The organism is Cytobacillus purgationiresistens (genome assembly GCF_030813235.1).
Lineage (GTDB): Bacteria > Bacillota > Bacilli > Bacillales > Cytobacillaceae > Cytobacillus > Cytobacillus purgationiresistens.
On the sequence record NZ_JAUSUB010000031.1, the window covers coordinates 40878 to 62133 of the forward strand.

At 34.1% G+C, this 21256-nt stretch carries 20 protein-coding genes and 1 pseudogene; 7 read left to right on the forward strand and 14 right to left on the reverse strand.

Annotation, left to right across the window (positions count from 1 at the left end; all coding sequences use genetic code 11):
• Positions 1–25 precede the first annotated feature (25 nt).
• Positions 26–225: pseudogene (locus tag J2S17_RS23540) on the reverse strand (tyrosine-type recombinase/integrase); the annotation flags it as partial.
• 720 nt (positions 226–945) lie between these two features.
• On the opposite strand from J2S17_RS23540, the gene J2S17_RS23545 reads away from it, so the two are divergent.
• The 5 genes from J2S17_RS23545 (at position 946) to J2S17_RS23565 (ending at position 6777) form a co-directional block, all read left to right on the forward strand.
• Complete coding sequence (locus J2S17_RS23545) at positions 946–1104, forward strand: hypothetical protein (RefSeq protein WP_307478512.1); 159 nt, start codon at positions 946–948, stop codon at positions 1102–1104.
• A gap of 233 nt (positions 1105–1337) precedes the next feature.
• The gene (locus J2S17_RS23550) at positions 1338–2573 is read left to right on the forward strand and encodes a hemolysin family protein (protein ID WP_307478513.1); all 1236 of its coding nucleotides are present in this window, start codon (positions 1338–1340) and stop codon (positions 2571–2573) included.
• A 358-nt stretch (positions 2574–2931) separates the two neighbouring features.
• On the forward strand, positions 2932–3321 hold the full coding sequence (locus tag J2S17_RS23555) for a hypothetical protein (protein WP_307478514.1): 390 nt from the start codon (positions 2932–2934) through the stop codon (positions 3319–3321).
• A gap of 1485 nt (positions 3322–4806) precedes the next feature.
• A complete protein-coding gene (locus J2S17_RS23560) occupies positions 4807–5529 on the forward strand; it encodes a hypothetical protein (RefSeq protein ID WP_307478541.1) in 723 nt (240 codons plus the stop codon).
• 84 nt (positions 5530–5613) lie between these two features.
• A complete protein-coding gene (locus J2S17_RS23565; protein ID WP_307478515.1) occupies positions 5614–6777 on the forward strand; it encodes a YycP family beta-propeller protein in 1164 nt (387 codons plus the stop codon).
• 60 nt (positions 6778–6837) lie between these two features.
• Here J2S17_RS23565 and J2S17_RS23570 read toward each other — a convergent pair whose 3' ends face one another.
• Entirely contained in the window at positions 6838–6990 is a 153-nt protein-coding gene (locus tag J2S17_RS23570) for a hypothetical protein (protein WP_307478516.1), read from the reverse strand.
• 141 nt (positions 6991–7131) lie between these two features.
• Positions 7132–10167 carry an efflux RND transporter permease subunit gene (locus J2S17_RS23575; RefSeq protein WP_307478517.1) on the reverse strand — a complete coding sequence of 1012 codons (3036 nt, stop codon included), beginning with the start codon at positions 10165–10167 and terminating at the stop codon, positions 7132–7134.
• 131 nt (positions 10168–10298) lie between these two features.
• Here J2S17_RS23575 and J2S17_RS23580 point away from each other — a divergent pair, with 131 nt between their 5' ends.
• Positions 10299–10643, forward strand: coding sequence for a PadR family transcriptional regulator (locus tag J2S17_RS23580; RefSeq protein ID WP_307478518.1), 345 nt, complete (start codon positions 10299–10301; stop codon positions 10641–10643).
• A gap of 4 nt (positions 10644–10647) precedes the next feature.
• Positions 10648–11166: a hypothetical protein gene (locus J2S17_RS23585; RefSeq protein ID WP_307478520.1), complete on the forward strand. Its 519-nt coding sequence runs from the start codon at positions 10648–10650 to the stop codon at positions 11164–11166.
• A gap of 38 nt (positions 11167–11204) precedes the next feature.
• Here J2S17_RS23585 and J2S17_RS23590 read toward each other — a convergent pair whose 3' ends face one another.
• The 11 genes from J2S17_RS23590 to J2S17_RS23640 form a co-directional block, all read right to left on the reverse strand.
• Complete coding sequence (locus J2S17_RS23590; RefSeq protein ID WP_307478522.1) at positions 11205–12692, reverse strand: aldehyde dehydrogenase family protein; 1488 nt, start codon at positions 12690–12692, stop codon at positions 11205–11207.
• 3 nt (positions 12693–12695) lie between these two features.
• Positions 12696–14063 (reverse strand): 4-aminobutyrate--2-oxoglutarate transaminase, encoded by a 1368-nt coding sequence (gene gabT / locus J2S17_RS23595; protein WP_307478524.1) that lies wholly within the window; start codon positions 14061–14063, stop codon positions 12696–12698.
• Positions 14050–14532, reverse strand: coding sequence for a 3-hydroxyacyl-ACP dehydratase FabZ (fabZ, locus tag J2S17_RS23600; RefSeq protein WP_307478526.1), 483 nt, complete (start codon positions 14530–14532; stop codon positions 14050–14052). The genes gabT and fabZ overlap by 14 nt, the downstream gene beginning before the upstream one ends.
• Before the next feature lie 10 nt (positions 14533–14542).
• Positions 14543–15742 (reverse strand): beta-ketoacyl-[acyl-carrier-protein] synthase family protein, encoded by a 1200-nt coding sequence (locus tag J2S17_RS23605; protein WP_307478528.1) that lies wholly within the window; start codon positions 15740–15742, stop codon positions 14543–14545.
• Positions 15735–16952, reverse strand: a complete 1218-nt coding sequence (locus J2S17_RS23610; RefSeq protein WP_307478529.1) for a beta-ketoacyl-[acyl-carrier-protein] synthase family protein — start codon at positions 16950–16952, stop codon at positions 15735–15737. The genes J2S17_RS23605 and J2S17_RS23610 overlap by 8 nt, the downstream gene beginning before the upstream one ends.
• Positions 16945–17205 carry an acyl carrier protein gene (locus J2S17_RS23615; protein ID WP_307478530.1) on the reverse strand — a complete coding sequence of 87 codons (261 nt, stop codon included), beginning with the start codon at positions 17203–17205 and terminating at the stop codon, positions 16945–16947. Before J2S17_RS23615 ends, J2S17_RS23610 begins: the two co-directional genes overlap by 8 nt.
• A 37-nt stretch (positions 17206–17242) precedes the next feature.
• A complete protein-coding gene (gene fabG / locus J2S17_RS23620) occupies positions 17243–17983 on the reverse strand; it encodes a 3-oxoacyl-ACP reductase FabG (protein ID WP_307478532.1) in 741 nt (246 codons plus the stop codon).
• Positions 17984–18015: 32 nt separating this feature from the next.
• Positions 18016–18216 (reverse strand): MbtH family protein, encoded by a 201-nt coding sequence (locus J2S17_RS23625; RefSeq protein WP_307478533.1) that lies wholly within the window; start codon positions 18214–18216, stop codon positions 18016–18018.
• Positions 18217–18251: 35 nt separating this feature from the next.
• Positions 18252–19214, reverse strand: a complete 963-nt coding sequence (locus J2S17_RS23630; protein ID WP_307478534.1) for a cyclic peptide export ABC transporter — start codon at positions 19212–19214, stop codon at positions 18252–18254.
• Positions 19215–20148: 934 nt separating this feature from the next.
• Positions 20149–20913 carry a distal tail protein Dit gene (locus J2S17_RS23635; RefSeq protein WP_307478535.1) on the reverse strand — a complete coding sequence of 255 codons (765 nt, stop codon included), beginning with the start codon at positions 20911–20913 and terminating at the stop codon, positions 20149–20151.
• A gap of 2 nt (positions 20914–20915) precedes the next feature.
• Positions 20916–21074 (reverse strand): hypothetical protein, encoded by a 159-nt coding sequence (locus J2S17_RS23640; protein WP_307478536.1) that lies wholly within the window; start codon positions 21072–21074, stop codon positions 20916–20918.
• Between the last annotated feature and the right edge of the window lie 182 nt (positions 21075–21256).

The following is a 21256-nucleotide window of genomic DNA, read 5'->3' on the forward strand; positions in this document are numbered from 1 at the left end:
ATGAGTTAAAATTTAGTAATTGAAATTAATGCAACTTCACTTCCAAGTCACTATATGAATCTTTTGAATATCGACTAGTATTTGCTATATTGCTGTCAGCAAACCCCTTACCTTCTCTATATCATTATTGTTGCTTTTAACAATCCACTTGCAAAATGTATGACGAAACATATTTGAAGTTAGCTTCTTCTTCGGTAAACATTAGCTCTCGATCATTGTTTGTATTCAATGATGATGATTCTTTCTTGGTTTTCATTTACCATCTGGTATATTTATTTCATTTGTCGTACTGATTATTAATTTTATCGCCAAAAAGCCAAGGTGGTGGGGGTGGTATAAAGTCCTCTCTCCGAAGGTAACTTGGGTAATTCCGTTTACGTGGGGACTGTTATTAATTGGTTCTTTGGGATTTTAAAATGGACATACGGCAATTTTTTTCGCTATCAGCTATGGAACCTGATTGTTTATGGAATGTTTACTTATGGTTTGATTTATAGATATTCTCCTTGGTACGAATGAAATAAATTCAATTAATGTATGTATGGATTTATGGTTAATTCCTTGCTTTTATATGGTTTTCAATTTTTTTATAAGAAAAAGTATTAGTGAAGAGCTTGTTTAACTAAAGGCACAAGATAAATCGAAAGGACGATTTCTAAACTCAAGAAATCGTCTTTTTTAATGGGAAAATCTCCTTATTGTTGTAAATCGGCATTTTCCTGACTCTCCCCCTTTGTATCGAGCTATTCATAAACGAACATTTGATGAGCATGTTAAGTATCAAACAAAATTAAAGAGGTTTGCTATTTTAGGAATAGTGTCAGTTATTGGGGCATTGCCATTGGCATTTGTAAGTATAATGTTATGGGAACCATCAATAGAATGAGTTAGCTTTGCGGTAGTTTTGCACATTTTTACAGGGATAGCTGGGGGAGCTATACAGATTTGATTGCTTTCTTAAGCATTTATGCACATGACAAAGCATCGATTTTAACTCATACTCTGGCAGCTGTTGGAAAGCATTCATTAACTGAAAGAGATGTGATCGCTTTTTTGATGGATTATATAGTACTGAATCCTATTCAGGCAAAAGTACAGGATTAGTATTGTCCATTGTAAAAAGCCTCAACGGTATTGGCTTTTTTATATGGAACAAAAGAGGGAGGTTTGTTGAAGAAGGAATTAGGTAAATAATTAATAGAGAACCAAATGAGAAATGAATACTGTTTAGTATTCGTTTATAAAATATTTGTTGAGTGGGTTCTCAAACAATTTCCATTTTTTTATAATGGATTTAGCAAATACAATATGATTGATATATAAGGAGGAATTTTCACTTGATCATAGCAATCATTTTTCTATTATTTGTTTCATTCTTCTTTTCCGGGAGTGAAACTGCACTTACTGCTACAAATAAGATGAGACTTCGAACAAAAGCGAATAATCATGATATAAAGGCTGAAAAGCTTCTTAATTTAGTTTCAAAACCAAGTGAATTTATTACCTCTATTTTAATTGGGAATAATATTGCAAATATTTTGCTACCGACACTTGTGACAACACTAGCTATTTCATATGGATTTAATGTAGCGCTTGCTTCTACTATTTTAACAGTTGTGATTATTATATTTTCTGAAGTAATTCCGAAATCAATCGCAGCAGCATTTCCCGATCGAATTTCCTATCTTGTTTATCCAGTTATTCGATTTATTATTATCGTTTTGAAGCCTATCACGGTTGTTTTAAATGGTTTAACCGGGTTTATTACAAGTGTTCTTTCCAAGGGCAAGAAACAAGAGATGTCCCTATCAAAAGAAGAACTACGAGCAATGGTTGATATTGCTGACTCTGAAGGGGTGTTTAAACAGGAAGAGTCACATCGTATTAAGGGAGCGCTTAATTTTCATAATCTAAATGTAAAAGATATACTTAAAACACCAAGAATGGAGATTGTCTCCTTCCCCATTACAACTACATTTGAAGAAGTAAGGGATATAGTTATTCAAAATCCCTTTACAAGATACCCTGTTTATAGGAAAGATATTGATAGTATAGTGGCTGTCTTCCATTCAAAGTACTTGATATCCTGGTCGACAGAACCAAGCAAGTCACTAGAATCTTATTGTGATACAGATCCTTTGGTTATTTATGAGTTTTCTTCCCTTGAGTGGGTTTTTCGCCAAATGACAAAAGAGAAAAAGCATATAGCTATTGTTTTAGATGAATATGGTGGAACTGAAGGGATTGTAACGCATGAAGATATTATAGAGGCAATGATAGGATTGGAAATCGAAGATGAAATGGACCTTGAAAACGAAAGACTTATTAATAAACTTACGGAAAACGAAATAATCTGTAATGGAAAAATAACTTTGTATCAATTAAATTCTATTTTTCATACAAACTTACCAGAAGAAGATGACGTACTTGCGGGATACATATTAAAAGAATTAAACCATTTTCCTAGAGAGGGAGAAGTAATAGAACGAAATAATCTAACGTTTAAAATTTTAGAGGTGAAAGGAAGAACATTAAAGAAGATACAAATTACTAAATGGGGTCCCACCATTTGACGCTACCCCATTATTGGTGGGGTCACTTGCTACAGGAGTTGCAGGCACTCTTATCGTGGTTCAGTCAATACTAGCATGTGTAGGGTTCTCAGTATTTCTCTGTAGTATCCAGGCAGTTATTTTCTGCATGTTAACAATGCTTCTTGCAGTGTCACAGCTTCGCTTGTTATACGAGATCTATGTCCCACCAGCCTCAATCATGTTTCTACAAGTTAGGGGGCAAACTGTTTAGCTGACGGGATCTAAACCCGATTTAGCTGCTATGCTACTAACAATTTTTATAGACCATTCCAATAATCTTTATTGGATACTCATTATCAGATAAAAGTATACACCAAATATTATAGTCAATAACTGCATGGTTGCTGATAAACTTAGAGATAGGCTAATTTTTATTGAAAGAGCAAATGACCAAGTAGAAGCATTTGAATCCTCATCGATGAGTATTAATAAACTAACAATACCGATTACAAGAGTGAAAACAGATAGATATGAAAATGTATACAAAGCACCTTCTAAAAATAAGCGAAAATATAGTATGAAGGTAATGCGAAATATTAAATCACAAATTTATGAACTAGTTAAAACCAACGATCCTAGTGAAAATATACACGTGGTAGATTACGAATCAAATGAAACACTAGAAAACGAACGACATCTTCTAGCAATTGATATATGTTTATTGTTACCACTCCTAATTTATTATTTTATTTTTCAAAATAGACACTTAAGAGTGTTATCAATATAAATGTATGTGACAAAGGACAAGCATGCCACCTTGTAAAGAAGTTTTAATCTTCATAGTCATACAATGTTAGATAATTGAAAAATATTGGCACGCAGAGCTTGTTTTTATATGGTAAAATAGCAGGAAAAATGTCTATAATTTTACAGGTGTTCGGCGGGGGAATAGAATAGATGACTACTAACGAACTAATCATTTTCAAAAAATATACAGATGCTCCATTTTATCATACTATTAGTAATGATAAATCCTTTTAGATATTATAAATATTATTTAGAATGAATGTAATATAAGATAATGCTGCTAGCTTAGGCCTAGTAGCATTATTTTTTTCGAGGAGTTAAATAGGGCATTGTTAATTCAACTTAATTATTGCTTATATAATTTCTAGTTTACATAATGTTTATTATCGGAAGTTATTTATTCATTAAAATAGTTGTCTCAAAACAAAGAGAATACTTGTAATTTTGAGATGGGATTTGAATTTATGTTTTAAATAAAATTTATTCTTTGAACGTCGCATCAGCTATTGTATTGTCATATGGGCGTACCTTCGCTTAAAAATAATATTATACGTTTTTAAGCAGCCATCATGTTTATTTTTAAACTCATCTCCGCGATCCGTAACTTCCCGTTATTCAAGGGAAACTAAAAAAGTAAGATGATTCAATTGAGCAGGATAGCTGTTTCAAACGTTTAAGTTGCTATATGATTTCTTCAATTCTCCCCTCTCATTCTATCCACTCTATGATAATTTGATAAATGTCTTACGATCTGACAAATACTACTATTTTTGGTTCCAATGCGAAAAGTCTCAATCATAAAGATAAAGATATTAATATAACTTTTTTGGAAGCCCCCTCCTTCCTATTAAGAAATTATTGGTTGCAAGAGTTGCAGATCGAGTTAAGATTATGTAGACCTTGTTAATCTAAATAATGCTTCTACTGTCATTAAAGCTCAAATCTTTGCTTCTAAAATAGTACTATTCTTAAGGTGATATATTTTTCAAATAGAAGCAAATGATTGTTTTGAGTATGAATATTAAATTAATTGAAAAACGTAAAAATATCTTATATAGATCTAGGGAAGTCTCACATGCTATTTGAATTTTTAAATAGTAGCTTGGTTTATTTAGTCGACTGGATTTATAGGTTTTCATCATATCCATTTTAGATTTGGTTGATGAATGTTCCGTAACCACTTATTAAGAATCACAGTGTGTATCCTCTTTCTTTTTTTAAAGTTACTATGGCTGATTTAACTAATTTACAGTGCTTTTGTATTAGTTAATTTCCTCGATATTGATAAAACATAATTGAAAGTCACGAGGTACAGTACCCATTTTTACTTATTTTTTCAATACCCAACATAAGATAAATTAGGTAAAATTTGTTATAGGTAAATAAATTCTAAATTTATCTAAATTTATAATGAATGAGGAGATGATTGGTTGTGTTTAAGAGAAAGATTCTAATTTCAGCAATCATGATTGGGGGGCTATTTTCTTTTTCATCTGCGGTATCAGCAGATACAGGATTAAACAATAAGTATTTAGATGAAATTGTCGAGTTGCAACCGGGAACAACAAAGAAAGAAATCTTGTTATCTGTGGAAAGTTATGCAGAAGAGAATAATTTAGAAGTCTCAGATGTACTAGCTACTATCCACCAAGAAATAATAAAGGATAAAAAAGACGGAGACCGAGTAGCAAAAGAAAATGGTAATGAAGTAAAGGATGGATATTCAATTTATGGTGGTTCATCAGGTACTTATAAATTACCGCTAAGCACTAAAGGCAATATTTATTATACAGACTCTTACACCGCTTTCTATAACCATGGTCATGTTGGTATGTATTCGTCATCTGATAAGATTGTAGAAGCTGTTCCTGGGGATGGAACAAGGCAGATTAAATATAATGCTAGAAATGTAGAACAAAATAGTATTATCCAAAAAATAAACGTTACAACTAATCAAAAGAATAATGCAGCAGACTGGGCGGTGTCTCAGGTAGGGTCATCATATTCATTTAACTTCGCAACTAATCGATCAACTGGGCATAATGGTGATAAAAACTGCTCTAAACTCCTGTGGTCAGCTTTTACACTTAAAGCAAATATTGATATAGACGGAAATGGTGGGTTAGGTGTTTATCCTAGAGACATTACTTCTTCATCATATACCACTACGGTTGCAACGATAAAATGACTAAAGGAGTGCACTTCTGAATGGTGTTATCATTCTGGTGCATTTCTTTTTCGTTTCAAAATATTCTAGAATAAGGAAGGTAATATGAAAAAGAAAAAATGGATAATGGTTATAATTACTTTCGTTGGTATCTTACTAGTCGCATTAACTTCTTTTTTATTCTTTAGAATCCCAGAAAATATTGTCTCTGAAGAGGTTATAAATCAAAAGGACTTTTTAGAAGACAAGGATGCAATTCTTTATTTTTCAACTACTGCTGATCAAGATATCGATGGGGGCGGGAAAAGTTATGCAGTATTTGTGAATAATAAAGGTTTATCGTCATCATTTGAGATGGGTGGGCTTGAGTTGGGAAATATTGGAGTAGATGGATATAGAGTATTATTAGAAGATAAAGAGCGTTTTTATTTGGTTGGGGAAGGTTTAAAAAAAGTAAAAAGAGATGGATATCAGCATACTGGAGATAGTGTCGGGTATGTAGAGCACAATGAAGGATTTTACGCTATTTTCAACTCTGGTTACGATAAGGAAACGGGTGATTATCGATCTGATTTGTATTGGGAGGAAGGTAATGATTTTAATAAAAGTGTGATTCCACATTTTATAGAAGCTTCGGGAACACAAGGTAATATTTTATTTTTGCAGTCTACATCTGAAGATGAAAATTCATATGATATTTATGAGACTAAAATTGGAGCGAAGACTAAACCAAAACTTTTTAGTTCGGTCGAAAAAGAAGCGGAATCTACTACCTTCGGTCAATTATTAGTAGACGATGAAAACATATTCTTTATTGTTCAAGCTGGTGCCAATACAAATATGGTCAAAATAAATAAAACAACTAAAGAATATAAAAGTATTCCGATAACAAAATATGACAATGATAATTCGATTTTATATCAGCAGACACCATTTAGTTTTAAAAGATGTGCTTTTTTGTATAATCAATTTGTTTACTTTATTGATGGGTTTGGTCAAGTGTTTAAGATTGATACAGACACTTATGAATCTGAGCTGGCTTTCTCTTTATCAAAAGAAGCACTTATTGGGGATAGTTTAGAAATATATCAAAAAAATGATACGTTATATTTGGTCACACTTAATCATGAAGAGCAGGCGGGATTAATTGAACAATATGATTTGGTTACAGAGAAAAAGAATCGTGCGGATAAAATTAAAAACCTACCCAAATTACGTACATTCAATAAACAGCTTTACCTCTATGATTTTGTTATATTAAAGGAATAAAAGGATCTGAAGGCATGTCCTTCTGATCCTTTTATTTTGTATGTTTATTACTTTATGGGTCTAAAAAGTTTTAGTGGGGTGCTTTAAAAAAACTTCCTTAGATTTTTCATCCAATATGTTAAGTGAGTGATAGACATACAGAATTCTTCTTACTTCTTCGGGTGAATGTTGGTCTTTGATATCTTTAACTAATTTTAACCATTCATCTTCCAATTATATCCCTCCTGTTCCACTATTAGTCTATAGCAGTATTATTTAGGAGACAATTAAAACTAACTGAATATTGAAAGTATCTTCCTTTATTATAAATATTAAAGGATGACCCTATACTTCTACCTATAGGGCCTATCAAATTTATAGCGATGAAGTCTCATCCTTTGATGAGTGGTTTTTTTTCTTTTTAAATATATTTTTGACTTTATTTGAAAAATCTTCTAATAAAGAATACACTACTGGCAGGCACATTAGCGTGATAAATACAGAGTAAGAAAGTCCAAATATTAAAGCTATAGCCATTGGCTTTTGATATTGTCCTGCATGACCAGAAGTAATAGCTAACGGTATTGCACCAAATACTGTTGTGATAAATGTTATGAGAATTGGTCGAATTCTTTCTTTTGATGCCTGCTTAATTGCATCATATCTTGGTATGTTTTCAAGCCTTAATTGTTTAATTCGATCAATTAATAATATACCGTTGTTAGTGACTATACCAATTAATATTAACATTCCCATAGCGGAAAGTAAGTTTAGTTCTGTTTGAGTACTGAACAATCCAATTAACACACCAGTTAATGTTAAAGGAATAATAAACATTATTACTAAAGGGTGAATTAAACTGTTAAATTGTATTGCCATTATCCCAAAAACAAACAGCAGGGCTAAGACTAGAACTAGATACATTTCATTTGATGCATCTTGTTGCTGTTGAATTTCCCCTCCAACCTCAATAGAATATCCTGGATCGATTGAGTAATCATTAATTACATCAAACACTTGACTGCTTACTGTGCCTAAATCACGGCCTTGTATATCTCCAACAATTTGAATTGTCCTCTCTCCATTATGGTGATTTATTTCTAATGGAGAAAAACCATTTTCGTAATTTACATATAAGCTAAGCGGCCTTTCCCCATCTTCCGTGCTTACCATTATTTCATTTAAGGAACCTTCATCATGCAAATCTGTATTAAAAGAAAGGTTCATTGGTATGATTCCTTCATCCGTATTGACCGATCCAACTTCCCTGTTTGTTGATAAGAGGTCAAGTGTATTTTTAATATTGGAGGGAGTTAAGTCATCTCTTATAAGGCTAGATTTATTAATTGAAACTAATTTTTCTTCATTACTATTATTTATTGTACTTGTAAGTCCTTGAATTCCATCTATTTGTGAGAGTTCACTGACCAGGTCATCTGTTACTGCTTGTATTTTTTCCATTTCTTGCCCTCTTATTGAAATTTGTATTGGGTAAGTAACGGATCCTGAAGCAGTTACTGGATAATCATCAGACATTTCTCTTAATTTTTTGTAAATCAATTCGTTAATTTCATCTTGGGACATAGTTGCTTGATCTTCTGGGGTCATTTTTACATAAACATACATACGATTACGGTCTAATGTACGTACATTATATCCTTCAACATCTGGAGTGCTTGAGAGGTGTTCTGATATTCCTTGAGCTACATTCTCTCGATCTTCTGGAGTTGTATTTTGTTCAAGTCCAACATAAAATTCTGCCTGTCTGTTATAAAAATCAGGTATTAATGTTAATGGTACAGCAAAAGTAAGGAGAAGTGAACTGGCAGCTATGAGTAAAAATAAAAATACCACACCTATTTTTCTTTTTGTATTTTTACTTATCCAGTCAATATATTGATTGTATTTAGTCATTATCTTATTAGGTTTTGAAATAGCTTCTTTCCTCTTTACCCTTAGCATCTTTTCAGAAAGAACAGGAATAAATGTAAAGGAAATAATTATTGAGATTACTTGACTAAAAACAATAACTAATGATAAAACCTTAGCAAACTCCCCCACCTGACCACTAATTAATCCTATTGGCAAAAAGACTGTAATTGTAGTTAGTGTAGAAGCTAGAACAGGTGTAAAAACTTCTTTTGTACCCTGGATCGTGGCAGTTCTCGGATCAAGGCCAGACTCTTTCTTTTTATAAATGGATTCCAGGATTACTATAGATGAATCGACAATCATTCCAAGTGCTATTCCAAGAGCTAAAATACTAATTAAGTTAATGCTTACATCAAATAATCCCATTAGCAAGAAAGTTAGAAGGACTGTTATTGGTATTGTTACACCAATAATTGCTGTTGCCATAAAGTTTCTAAGAACTGCTAATAAAACAATAATTACTAAAACAGCCCCAATAATCACATTCCCTTGAAGACTACCAATAGAGTCTTTTACAAAATCAGACTGTACAATGGTTTCTTCTAAGATAAAGCCGTCAAGGTGGCCTTCATTTTTTATTTTTTCAATTTCATCCCTAACAGCATTAGTCATTTCACTTTGAGTAACATCATTGGTCCTTCCTATCGAGACCCAAACATAATTATTATCACCATCACGCCATAATTCTTGATTATTTCGACTTTCAATTAATGAAATATCAGCAATATTTCCTAAAGATATGACCCCTTCATCAGATGGGATTAGGATATCTTCAATTTGTTTAAGTGAATCTAAACGAGTATCCCAACGAAGTGTTGGTAATTCTGAATTATTATCAGAATTCCCTAAAGATACATTTGAATTTTCTTGTTGCAGTATTTTTTCAATATCCTCAAACTCTAAATTGTGTTTGTTCAATAGTTCGTAACTCAGTTGTATTTGTACTTGCTGTTCATTTTGTCCGATAATACGTACTCTTTGTACCTCTGATAAGGATTCCAACCTTGGTTTTAGTACACTCTCTGTAAAGTTGGTCATTACACTTAGATCGCCTGAATGCATATCCATAAACATCTCATAAAGTTGTGCAGTTGTACTTCGAAGTGTCTCTAACTCTGTAACTGGTATTTGATTTTGAATATCGCTCATTGCGTCTTTTAATTGTTCATATGCCTCATCCCCATCACCTTCTTTGAAGCTTACTTTGATAGAGCTTAACCCTTCAGATGAAACGGATTCATATGAAGTTATCCCTTCGAGTCCAGATATTTTCTCTTCAATAGGAAAGGTTATTTTCTCTTCTACATCTAACGCAGGCATATTATCAGCATGTGCTGAGATTGTAGCTGTATCGTAATTTACTTCAGGATAAAACTGGTTTTCCAGTTTATCAAAGAAGAATAGACTTCCAACGATAAGCATTAAAAATGCAAGTCCAACAATTAATTTTCTTTCTAACAGTAACTTTAGCCAACCCATAAATTCCCTTCTTCCATAGTTAGTTTGAAGATTATGTAAACAGTTTACATTATTTAGTTACTTAATACAATTATATTTTTCAAAAAAATATATATTTGACTAAAGTATATAGTTGAGGTTATAATGTAAACATGGATAGAATAACGATTGTTAAAGGCAGCTTAGAAATTTGTGTACTGAGCATCTTGTATAAGAAGCGGAGTTATGGTTATGAGATTATGAAAGAACTGGAAAAATTCAATATTAAATTGAAAGGAGTAGGCAGTATTTATCCAATTCTCACTCGAATTAAGGAAAAAGAATTAGTGAATGTTTCTAAAGAATTCGGTGAAGACGAGAGACCAAGAATTTACTATGAATTAAACGACAAAGGAATTGAATTCCTTAAACAAGAAATTAAAGAATGGCATGAAATACAGCAGGATATTCACTCATTACTTACAAAGAATGCTAATAATCTTAAGGAGGAAGTGTAGTAAGATGAAATCTGAATTAACTGCTTATGAGAAACAATACGTAAGTCAAATTTTAGATATTTTAAAAACGAGTGGCGTAAGTCCCTCATATAGAGAAGATGCAAAGGTTCAACTCATTGAACATATTAATGAAGCCCGGATTCAAAATGAGGATTTTCGCGATGATTTAGGATCACCAGAAGACTTTGCACTTCACTTTATGGATACAGCCATTGCTAAGGAAGATCAAAAATCACTCAAAATGAATAATTCAAACCATCAAGCATATAAAAAAGAATTACCCATTAAAGGTACCCTCCTCTTCTTGATTTTAAGTGGTGTTTATTATTTTCTCTTTCAGTTTTCTAGTGTTCTTCTCTTTACCCCTGTATTGGCACCAGACTATGGATTTGCATTTCATCTATTTAAAGTATCAAACTACTTATGGTGGAATCTGTTAGTTATATTAATCAACGTTCTAATCGCTTTTGGATTAAGTGGTTTGACTTTAAAGTTATTTAGTAAGAAATATAGAATTTCATAAAGAACAGCAAGGGGGATTTCCCCCTTACCCTATGTTATTTAAATCATTGATGATAATCTATCTGTATCAATTTGAGCCTTTTGAAGCTGGTTGCTATAATCAATATAGATGCTCTTCCATTCACTAAAAGCATCTAGTGCTGCTTGACCAGCTTCTCTTAGGCCATTTCCAGTATCTTTTGTTCCTCCAAAAGGTAATTGAATTTCAGCTCCAGTAGTACCATGATTAACATAAACAATTCCTGTATCTATCTCTTTTATCCCTTTAAATGAATGATTTACATTTCCAGTAAAAAGAGCTGTAGACAGCCCATATCGGCTTGAATTGTTTATATGTAAGGCATGATTAAGATCTTCCGCTTTTATTACACATAGAATAGGGCCAAAAATCTCTTCGTTTGCTAACTGATCACCCGGGCTTACCGGGCCAAGTATCGTAGGCTTAAAAAAATGACCTATTCTATCCTCATAGCGTTTCCCACCATACAAAATAGGGATCCGTGATTCTTTTGCTATTTTTATAAACTTTTCCATCTTAAGAACGGATGCTTCATTTAAAAGTGGTCCAACATTGACGTCATCTTGACTACCATTACCTACAACAAGTTCTGCAGTTTTATCAATTAGCCGGTTGATAAATTCATCATATATGGCTGATTCTACGATAACTCTACTAGCAGATGTACAACGTTGCCCACTTGTACCAAACGCAGCCCAAACTACACCTTCAACAGCTAAATCTAAGTTTGCATCTTTTAGGACTATGACTGCATTTTTTCCACCAAGTTCTAGTGATACTCTCTTTAATAGAGAGGCAGCATGTGTATAAACTTTTCTTCCGCTTTCTGTTGAACCTGTAAAGGAAATATGTGCGACTCGTGGATCATCAACTAAGGCCTCTCCAACATCCTTTTCACCAATTATGAGGTTAACTACGCCTGATGGAAGTCCCGCTTCTTCAAAACAACTTATGAATTCATTCGCTATTGCGCTTGTTTCTAATGATGGTTTCCAAACTACTGTATTCCCGAGTATAATCGCGGGTAGTATCTTCCATGATGGAACAGCGACTGGAAAGTTAAAGGCACTGATAGCCCCCACAACCCCAACAGGCTCTCGTACAGACATTGCCCATTTATTAGGTAGTTCCGAAGGAATTGTCTGACCAAACATCCTTCTTCCTTCACCGCCCATATAATAAGCCATGTCTATGGCTTCTTGAACTTCTCCTTCGGCTTCTAAATTTGTTTTTCCAATTTCATTTGTAATTATTTTTGCAAGAGTACTTTTCCTATTCTTAAGAACATCTCCAATCCTAAATAAAATCTCGCCTCTTTTGGGTGCAGGAATTTGTTTCCACTTGATGAAAGCTTCCTGTGCACAACCAATAGCCTCAAGTACGTCCTCATGTGAAGCCGTCTGTCCTGATGAGAAATCTTCAAACGTCGCTGGGTTCTGATTAGTAAAATTAACCTCCCCTTTGCCGATTATCCATTTCCCTCCTATAAAGTTCATACATTCATTCATAAGTTATCTCTCCGCTCCAATTAGCTTGTCTGATTGATACTTTTCCGTTATTTCTATTACACTTTCTTCTATTATATTAAGTGCTTCAGCTAATTCTTCTGTAGATATTACCAATGGAACCAGGAAACGAATTACGTTGTTATAAAGGCCAGCCTTAAAGAGAATAACTCCCTTTTGCAAGCATTTCTGAATGATTTCAAGTGTTTCCTCATCGGCAGGTTCAAGTGTTTCGTGGTCTCTAATAAGTTCAAAAGCAATCATTGCACCTGCACCTCTAATATCTCCAATTAATGGTGTCTTTTCTTTTAAATCATTAATCTTATTTTTAATCTGATTTCCTATTACTCTTGCTTTATCCCCTAGTTTTTCTTCTTCATAAATATCTAATACTGCTAACCCTGCTGCACAAGAGATTGGATTACCTACAAATGTTCCACCAACTGCCCCATCACCAGCACTGTCCATAATATGTTTTTTCCCAATTACTGCTGAGAGTGGCAATCCTCCTGCGATGGATTTTCCGAGAGTAATGATGTCTGGCTCAATTTGAAAATAATCTGAACCTAGGAATTCTCCTGTCCGTCCATAACCCGTTTGTACTTCATCGGCAATGAAAATAATTCCAACTTCATTACATATTTTTTGTAGTGCTTGTAAATAGCTCTTAGGTGGAGTGATGAAGCCAGCCTCTCCTTGAATTGGTTCTACGATAAGTGCAGCCACTTCACTTGGTGGAATTTGAGTTATAAATAGGTTCATTAAACTATTGATAGCCTCTTGAGAGACTTGTTCAGGATCAGTTGTTCCATTCCACCGATATGGATTTGGGTATGGTACACGATAAATGTCGTTAAAGAATGGACCCATTTTTTCCTTATAAGGATTAACTTTACTAGTGAGAGAGAGTGATAACATGGTTCGACCATGAAAAGCACCATCAAAACAAATAATTCCTCTTTTTCCTGTGGCTTTTCGTGCTATTTTAATTGCATTTTCAACGGCTTCTGTACCTGAATTAAAAAAGGCGGCCCTTTGTAAGTCATTACCAGGCATCATTTTACACAGTCTATCTGCTAGTTCGATATATGATTCATAAGGGATGACTGTAAAATCTGTGTGCGTAAATCGCTCAACTTCTCTTTGAATGGTTTTTACAACTTTAGGGTGGCTATGACCTACATTTAAACAACCAACACCACCTGCTAAATCGATAAATACATTTCCATCCATATCCCAAACTCGTGCACCTTTAGCGTAATCAACAATAGATGGCACAAAAGTCCCGAAGGCACGAGCAACAGAATCTTTTTTCTCTAATATTTTTACTGAATTAGGACCCGGAAGTTCTGTTAAGATCTTAGCAAAAGTCATGAAATGTCTCCTTTTTAACGTTTATTTTTTCCTGTGAACTAATTGCAAAGGTTAAATCTGCTTTTGCAATCATTTTATCCGCAACCCATACAGAAGACTTAACAATGCCTCCGCCAGATGTTTCTTTAATCATTTCGGTTTCAATTTTTAATTGGTCCCCTGGAATGGCTGTTTGTAGGAACCTTACCTTAGTACCAGCAAGCATGTATTTTTTATCTTGTGATTTCTCCGGAGAACTTAACTTGTTTAGTAATATTGCAGACTGTGCCATTGACTCGAGTATGAGCACTCCTGGGAAAATAGCATTCTGTGGAAAATGACCCTGAAAGAATGATTCATTTCCAGTTAAGTTTTTTATGCAGATAATACTTTGACTCTGATTGAAGTCAGTGACGAAATCGATAAAGATAAATGGATATTCCTGTGGTAGTAATTCTCTAACCTTGTCATAAGATATTATTTGTTTCATTTATTCTCCTTTAATTACTTCTAATCATCACCGTACTGATTTCACCTGATTGATTTTGAGAAGTTAGTAGAATTCTATTTAGTGTAGAATTTTGCTTAGCTACCAGTCCAGCGGGTGTAACCATCTGTTTTTGATCATTCTTGACTGTATTTGAAGGTAATGTTTGATTAACCAAAATACCTGATGCAGCCACTAACTGTAATAATCCATTGGCACCGAAAGCTTCACCAATTAATTCTTTGATCGGGAATATGGGTACCTCAGGTAAAAGCTCGGATAATGCCTCTTGTTCTTGTAAATCAGTTTCTGGCATCCCATTTGCTCCAGAAATGATTAAATCTATATCATCATTAGTTAATTGATTATTTTGAAGTAGCGCTGATATGCTTTTCTGAAGGGTGTATTTACGACTATTTGGTTTCCTGGAAGGGGCATATCTACTATCCCATCCTTCAACAACTGCATAAATATCCACACCTCTACTTTCTGCAGTCCATCGTTTCTCTAGAACAGCTACGCCAGCACCTTCTGCTGTAATAATTCCTTTTGAATCATTTGAATAGATGTTTCCTTGTTCACTACTATATTCTGATGGAATTAAACCAGACTTTTTGAATAACCACATTGTTGATGGATCGATATGATCAACACCCCCTGAGATAACATAATTGGCTCGATTTTTTAATAGTAAATTTAGAGCAAAACCAATACTATCTAGCCCTGCATTTTCCCCTGTAGTAATGGTTGTATTACTTCCTTTTGCACCAAATCTAATACCTAATTGTGATGCAGGTGAATTAGCTAACGCATTTGGTGCTTGCATAGGGCTTACAAATTTGGGTCCTTTATTTAGGGTTGTTAAATCATAATCTATTGCTGATTCCATTCCAGTAAAGTTACAACCAACAACTACTCCTATTTCATTAGCTTCCGGTTTATTTTCGAAAAGATTTGAATTTTTAAGAGCTAAGATTGATGCTCCCATAATATATTTAGAGCTAGGCACCATATAACGGATGCCTTTTTTACCCATTAGCTCTTCTGGTTTCCATTCATCACCAATTTTCCAAACTTTTTGGTTACTGAAGTCTTTTAACTGTTTTTTTGTATCCAAATTACTAATCAGTGTTTTCCAGAAGTGATCAACGGTACTTGCAAATGGGGTAATAACCCCCAACCCTGATATAACAATTTCCTCTTTATTAAGCATGGGTGTACCTCCCCAAAATAATACTGGCTACATTTCCTCCAAATGCAAAAGAGTTACTAAGTGCATAATTAACTTTGGTGGCTAAACTTTTATTAGGTACAACGTTTTTAACACACTCTGGATCTTCCACTTCATGGTTCATGGTTGGAGGAATAACTGAATGATAAATTGCTAGAGAACAACAAGCAGCTTCTATTGCACTAGCAGCACCCATAGTATGCCCTAGCATCGATTTAATTGAACTAACTGGAATAGTATCCGCTCGTTCTCCGAATAAGTACTTAATTGCAATTGACTCTGTATGATCATTAGCTCTAGTTCCTGTTCCGTGAGCATTTATATAGGAGATGTCTTCTTTTGATAATCCAGATTCTTTTAATGCTTCTAATGCAGCTTGGATTGCTCCTTCTCCTTCAGGGTGAGGGGCAGTAGGATGGTGAGCATCACATGCCAAACCGTAGCCTTTAAGCTCAGCATAAATACGAGCCCCTCTATTTATTGCGTATTCGTAGTCTTCAAGAATCAAAATTCCTGCACCTTCGCTAACATTGATACCGTTTCGGTTTTTATCAAAAGGTTTAGATGCATCATCTGATAGAGCCCCTAGGCGATGGAAGGTAGTATAGATAACTCGAGACATGGCATCTGCACCACCTGCAATGGCTATCGTAGCTTTTCCATCTTTTATTAAATCGCTAGCAAACCCAATTGCATAATTGCCTGCGGCACAAGCAGTTGGAATAACCATAGTTGTTCCCATACTACCTAATTCCTCAGATATTGCAGCAGCTATATGGTTAGCTGGGTAGTGGGAGATAAATTCAGGTTTTACCATCTGATTTGCATTATTTAAATCATGATAGTTTTCAATGACTGAATTGTTTCCCATAGTAGTACCTATGCATACCGATGTCTCCTCCGAAAGAACTGTAGTATCAATCTGGGCGTCCTTAATAGCCATTTTTGTTGCTGCTACAGCTAGTTGAGTAGTTCTCCCATAGTCATTAGGATTAAGATATTCAAAGTAAGGAGATGGATCAAAATCTTTTACTTCCCCACCGATATGAGTATCGAATTTATCAGTGTTAAATGCTTTAATATCCTCCTTAGTACCAATTGTTCCGGTACAGAGATTATCCCAGAATAGTTCTTTTGTAATACCAATTGGACTAATGACACCAATACCGGTAATTACTACTCTTTTAGACATTAGCTGGTTGATCCTCTACTTTTAAGTCCTTCAATTCAATGACAAGATCGTAAACTTCATTTAAAGAACGAATTCTAGTGATATATTCTTCATCAACTGTTAAATTGTAGTTTTGTTCAATTTGAGCAATGATTTCTAAAGCCATCATGCTATCTACACCTAAATTCATGACAAAGTCATCGTTATCTGCAAAATCCTCTTCCTCAATCACTTCAGCAATAATATTTCTTAATTCTTCTTTTAAGTTTTCCATTTATAATATCCTCCGTTCAAATTTTAATAACTTATTGTTAAGAGCTGATACCACCATCCATGACTAAAACAGTGCCAGTCATATAACTTGCTGCAGGAGATAATAAGAATTTCACAGTGCCTGAAATTTCATCTAGGGTACCAGGCCTCCTTAAAGGTACTTCTTTTAGCACTTCTTTCTGTTTTTCTGGATCAATATTGTGCCACATGTCAGTTTCTATGAAGCCGGGTGCAATTGCATTAACCAAGATATTATATCTAGCGGTTTCTTTGGATAAGGACCTAACAAAGCCTATCTGAGCAGCCTTGGAAGCTGCATAGTTGGTTTGTCCAGGAATTCCTTTTATCCCACTTACTGAAGTGATACATATGATTCTTCCTTTTTTTTGTTTCATCATTTCAAAAATAACAGACTTGGCATAATTAAAAGTACCGCCAAGATTGGTTGATATGACATTATCCCAATCCTCCTCATTCATCATAATAAGAGGAGCATCACGTACAATACCTGCATTAATCACCAATGCATCCAATCCATTTAAATGCTTTTTCATTTGCGTTACGGCTGCCTTTGTTTCAATTAATGATTTAGCATTTGATTGAAAGCCTTGAACACTTCCTTTATAACCATTTGTAGATTGATAGACTTCTTCTGCAGCAGCATGATTGTTATGATATGTGAATGCTACCTCAGCCCCTTCTTTAGCTAAGGCCTCTACAGTAGCTCTCCCTATGCCTCTAGAACCGCCTGTGACGATGATTTTTTGGCCCTTAAACATGATTATTGCCCCCTTTACCTTTAGAAATTAAATTATTTAGAAGGGGACATTGCCTGTCGCAAACTAAGTGGTCTCATATCGGTCCAAACTTTTTCAATTTGCTGAAGGCATGTCTCCTTTTCTCCTACAGTTCCTTCCTCTGTCCATCCTGAAGGTGTTTTTTTATGTGCAGGCCATATGGAATATTGCTCTTCATGATTGAACACAACCTTATATAATAATTCCTGTGTCATTTTTTTCACCTCCTTTAAATGAAGTGTCTATTAACTTAGTATTCAGGGACAAATTCTAGATGTTGCTTGTTTACAGTACTACTATCACTTACAATTTTTCCGTAATCTACTTTTATGATTCTTTCAGCTAGATGAAAATATTGATCATCGTGCGTAATGACAAGAATGGTTTTCCCCTCTTTTTGCATATCCGGTAAAAGATGAGTATAAAAGACTTCCTTAAAAATAGGATCTTGATCTGCTGCCCACTCATCAAATACATAGAAGGGTCTATCTTCAAGATAAGCTGTAAGTAGAGCGAGTCTTTTTCTTTGTCCTTGTGATAGCTTAGTTGTCGAAAGTTGGCCGTTATTTATTTGTACCTTATGGTTGAGTTGTAGAAGTTCTAGATAATATTGTGCTTCTTCACTTTTAGAGCTTTCGATTCCTAACATATTTTCAAATAGATAAAAATCACTAAAAACAACAGAGAATAATTGTCTATAGGAGTCTAAATTCTGTTCTTTTATTTCTATGCCGTCTAATAAGATAGAACCTGATTCTGGATAATATAGACCGGTTAACATTTTCGCGATGGTGGTTTTCCCACTCCCATTTCCTCCTATTAAGAAAACAAGCTCTCCTGGTACAAAAGTTAAGCTATCTATTTGAAGAGTAAAGTTTAAATCTTCTTTTTCTCTGTAATATTGATGCTCTAGTTTCTTAAATTCTAGAGTATGAAATTTAGGATGCTTATTTCCTTCTTCTGACAATATGTTATCATCCACTGTTAGGCCTAAGCTTTCTATTTTATTTAATGCAATGTTAGCTTTACCAAAGTTAGGCATGATATTGAGAATCGTGATTAATGGTGTCATCATGTATAAGATAGCAAGAGTATACCCCACCATAATTTCTGTATTTGCGGAATTTAGGATTGGTCCTAAAAAAAGGACAATTCCTATAAAAAAGAGAAACAAAAGTTGGCCCCAATTTCCAGCAAAAGTGTAAAGTGTCATCCCTTTCACCGTACTTTTGTATACACCATTGACAGTGGGTAGCGTAAGATGTTCTAAATAAAAGGTCTGCACCGGCACTAAACTGGTCTGGAAAAGTACTATACGATTGAGTAATCCTATAAGCGCCGGAATGGTGTCCTGTTAAACTACCATCAATCCCTAAGTTAATTGCATTATTATTGGAAATCCCTGAAATACTAGGGCCTCCATTTGAGTTTCTCGTTAGCCAATATAGGCCTTTATCTAAATTTAAAGAAATAGGAATGCTTTTTACACCAGTAGTAGCAGTATCAACTTCACCAGCATCTAGTATAAGTTTACCAGGATAACAATTACCATTATCCTTATAGATTCCTAATCTTGCTTTCGTATTAGTTGCACCTCCGTCAACTTTAATAGCGATTGCATCAAAAGTAGTAGGTTCTGAAACTGGAAATGGAAAAGCATCCATTAAATTTTCTGCAATAAAAATATTAGGCGTAATACTGGTAGCGCTAATAGAATTTGTCCTCCATGCTCCGGGGCTATGGAGATATGGACTTATTCCTAATAGTTTTTCGTCTAAAAAACTGGTATTTCCAATATAGTTTATATCAACAGTAATTACATCTAAGGGTGACTGTGCTTCATGAAATACTAAAACTCCATAAGCAGGTTGAAGAGTATATTCTGAACTTGCAACTTCTGAGTTATTTCTATAAACTCTTGGTGATGGAGTGTCTAGCCAGTTTCTAATAGTCCCTTCATATATTCTAAAGTGATATGAAGAGTCAGGTTGATCACTTACAGCAGTAAGCTTATGACCTGCAACTGTTTGTGTTTTCATATCAATAATTGATTCAATCTTATTAATGGAATGCTGTAGTCCAGAAATATGTGCTGCTAAAATATCAGTACTTTTTATATCTCTATAAGGTGTAATCATTTTTACCTCCTAAATCCATCTACTCTTGCAATAGATTGATAACCCATTTAATTTAAAGTTTTCTGTAGTCGTAATCTTAAAACTATTATTTCCAGGGATACTAAATGGAAAATCCAAATTTACAAGTTGATTTATAGCGCTTTTTATTGTTACACCATTTTCCTTTATATATGCCGTTTTAAGGCCATAGTCGATTATCAATTCTTGTGTTTGAAGTAATTCACCTTTATATTTAATTTCACTAGAATTTAAATGCAGGTTTAATGTACCTTGTTCACTACTATTCCCTTTGACACTTATAAAAGGATATGATTCTGCTGTACCTTTACGGATAAATGTATACTCCCCTTTTTGAGTATAGGAATATACATCATCTAATACTGCATATGCATATGGGTCAGGAATTAAAAATGAAATTTCTCCCCTGCCGTGTGTGAGTATTTGTTCTAGACTACTCTCCCCAGATAATACAGCAACATAGTATTTATCAGTCTCGTCATCAATGATTAATTGTAAAGCACCTTTTGCAGGATTAAGCCATGCAGCTATATTCCTACGAGTTTCTTGTAACCTTTTCATTGAATGTTCACTTAACAGAATTTCAAAGTTAATTTCTAAAAAATCAAACTGTGAACCGACATAATGTATACCATGTTTAGTTGGTAAAGATACAGTTTTTGATTGAATATTAGGAAGAACTGGTCTTTCAATATTAGTAATTAAAATACCAAACTCAGAGCTATGTTTACCTCCATATGAAAATCCAAAACTCATAATTAAGTATTCACCCCCGATGCACGTAAAACTCGTTTTTGTTGTTGATATAATTGTTGAGATATTAATTTAATATCGGCTTCTTCACGTACAACCAATTGACTGATATTAAATTGGTTTACAATCCCAGAATTTTTAGATGTGTTTACGCCATTAGCCATGGTTGTATCTAAAGTAGGTACAGTTAGTAAATGGTTTAATGCTCCCTGTACTTTAGGTAATCCACCATAGATAGATTGTTGAATTGGTGGATAGGCTACACTTAGTTAGACAGAATTTTTAAGGTCAAGTAGACTACATATAATACTTTCAAGGAGAATCTACATGACTAAAAGAGAACGCC

What these genes read in the sequence shown, in the direction of transcription:
- J2S17_RS23580 (WP_307478518.1), top strand. Translation starts at nt 10,299, where the DNA reads ATGGATAGAATAACGATTGTTAAAGGCAGCTTAGAAATTTGTGTACTG.
- J2S17_RS23610 (WP_307478529.1), bottom strand. Translation starts at nt 16,952, where the DNA reads ATGTCTAAAAGAGTAGTAATTACCGGTATTGGTGTCATTAGTCCAATT.
- J2S17_RS23635 (WP_307478535.1), bottom strand. Translation starts at nt 20,913, where the DNA reads ATGAGTTTTGGATTTTCATATGGAGGTAAACATAGCTCTGAGTTTGGT.
- fabG (WP_307478532.1), bottom strand. Translation starts at nt 17,983, where the DNA reads ATGTTTAAGGGCCAAAAAATCATCGTCACAGGCGGTTCTAGAGGCATA.
- J2S17_RS23575 (WP_307478517.1), bottom strand. Translation starts at nt 10,167, where the DNA reads ATGGGTTGGCTAAAGTTACTGTTAGAAAGAAAATTAATTGTTGGACTT.
- J2S17_RS23560 (WP_307478541.1), top strand. Translation starts at nt 4,807, where the DNA reads ATGATTGGGGGGCTATTTTCTTTTTCATCTGCGGTATCAGCAGATACA.
- J2S17_RS23630 (WP_307478534.1), bottom strand. Translation starts at nt 19,214, where the DNA reads ATGACACTTTACACTTTTGCTGGAAATTGGGGCCAACTTTTGTTTCTC.
- J2S17_RS23585 (WP_307478520.1), top strand. Translation starts at nt 10,648, where the DNA reads ATGAAATCTGAATTAACTGCTTATGAGAAACAATACGTAAGTCAAATT.
- fabZ (WP_307478526.1), bottom strand. Translation starts at nt 14,532, where the DNA reads ATGAAACAAATAATATCTTATGACAAGGTTAGAGAATTACTACCACAG.
- J2S17_RS23615 (WP_307478530.1), bottom strand. Translation starts at nt 17,205, where the DNA reads ATGGAAAACTTAAAAGAAGAATTAAGAAATATTATTGCTGAAGTGATT.
- J2S17_RS23555 (WP_307478514.1), top strand. Translation starts at nt 2,932, where the DNA reads ATGGTTGCTGATAAACTTAGAGATAGGCTAATTTTTATTGAAAGAGCA.
- J2S17_RS23625 (WP_307478533.1), bottom strand. Translation starts at nt 18,216, where the DNA reads ATGACACAGGAATTATTATATAAGGTTGTGTTCAATCATGAAGAGCAA.
- J2S17_RS23605 (WP_307478528.1), bottom strand. Translation starts at nt 15,742, where the DNA reads ATGCTTAATAAAGAGGAAATTGTTATATCAGGGTTGGGGGTTATTACC.
- J2S17_RS23590 (WP_307478522.1), bottom strand. Translation starts at nt 12,692, where the DNA reads ATGAATGAATGTATGAACTTTATAGGAGGGAAATGGATAATCGGCAAA.
- J2S17_RS23640 (WP_307478536.1), bottom strand. Translation starts at nt 21,074, where the DNA reads ATGGCTAATGGCGTAAACACATCTAAAAATTCTGGGATTGTAAACCAA.
- J2S17_RS23565 (WP_307478515.1), top strand. Translation starts at nt 5,614, where the DNA reads ATGAAAAAGAAAAAATGGATAATGGTTATAATTACTTTCGTTGGTATC.
- gabT (WP_307478524.1), bottom strand. Translation starts at nt 14,063, where the DNA reads ATGACTTTTGCTAAGATCTTAACAGAACTTCCGGGTCCTAATTCAGTA.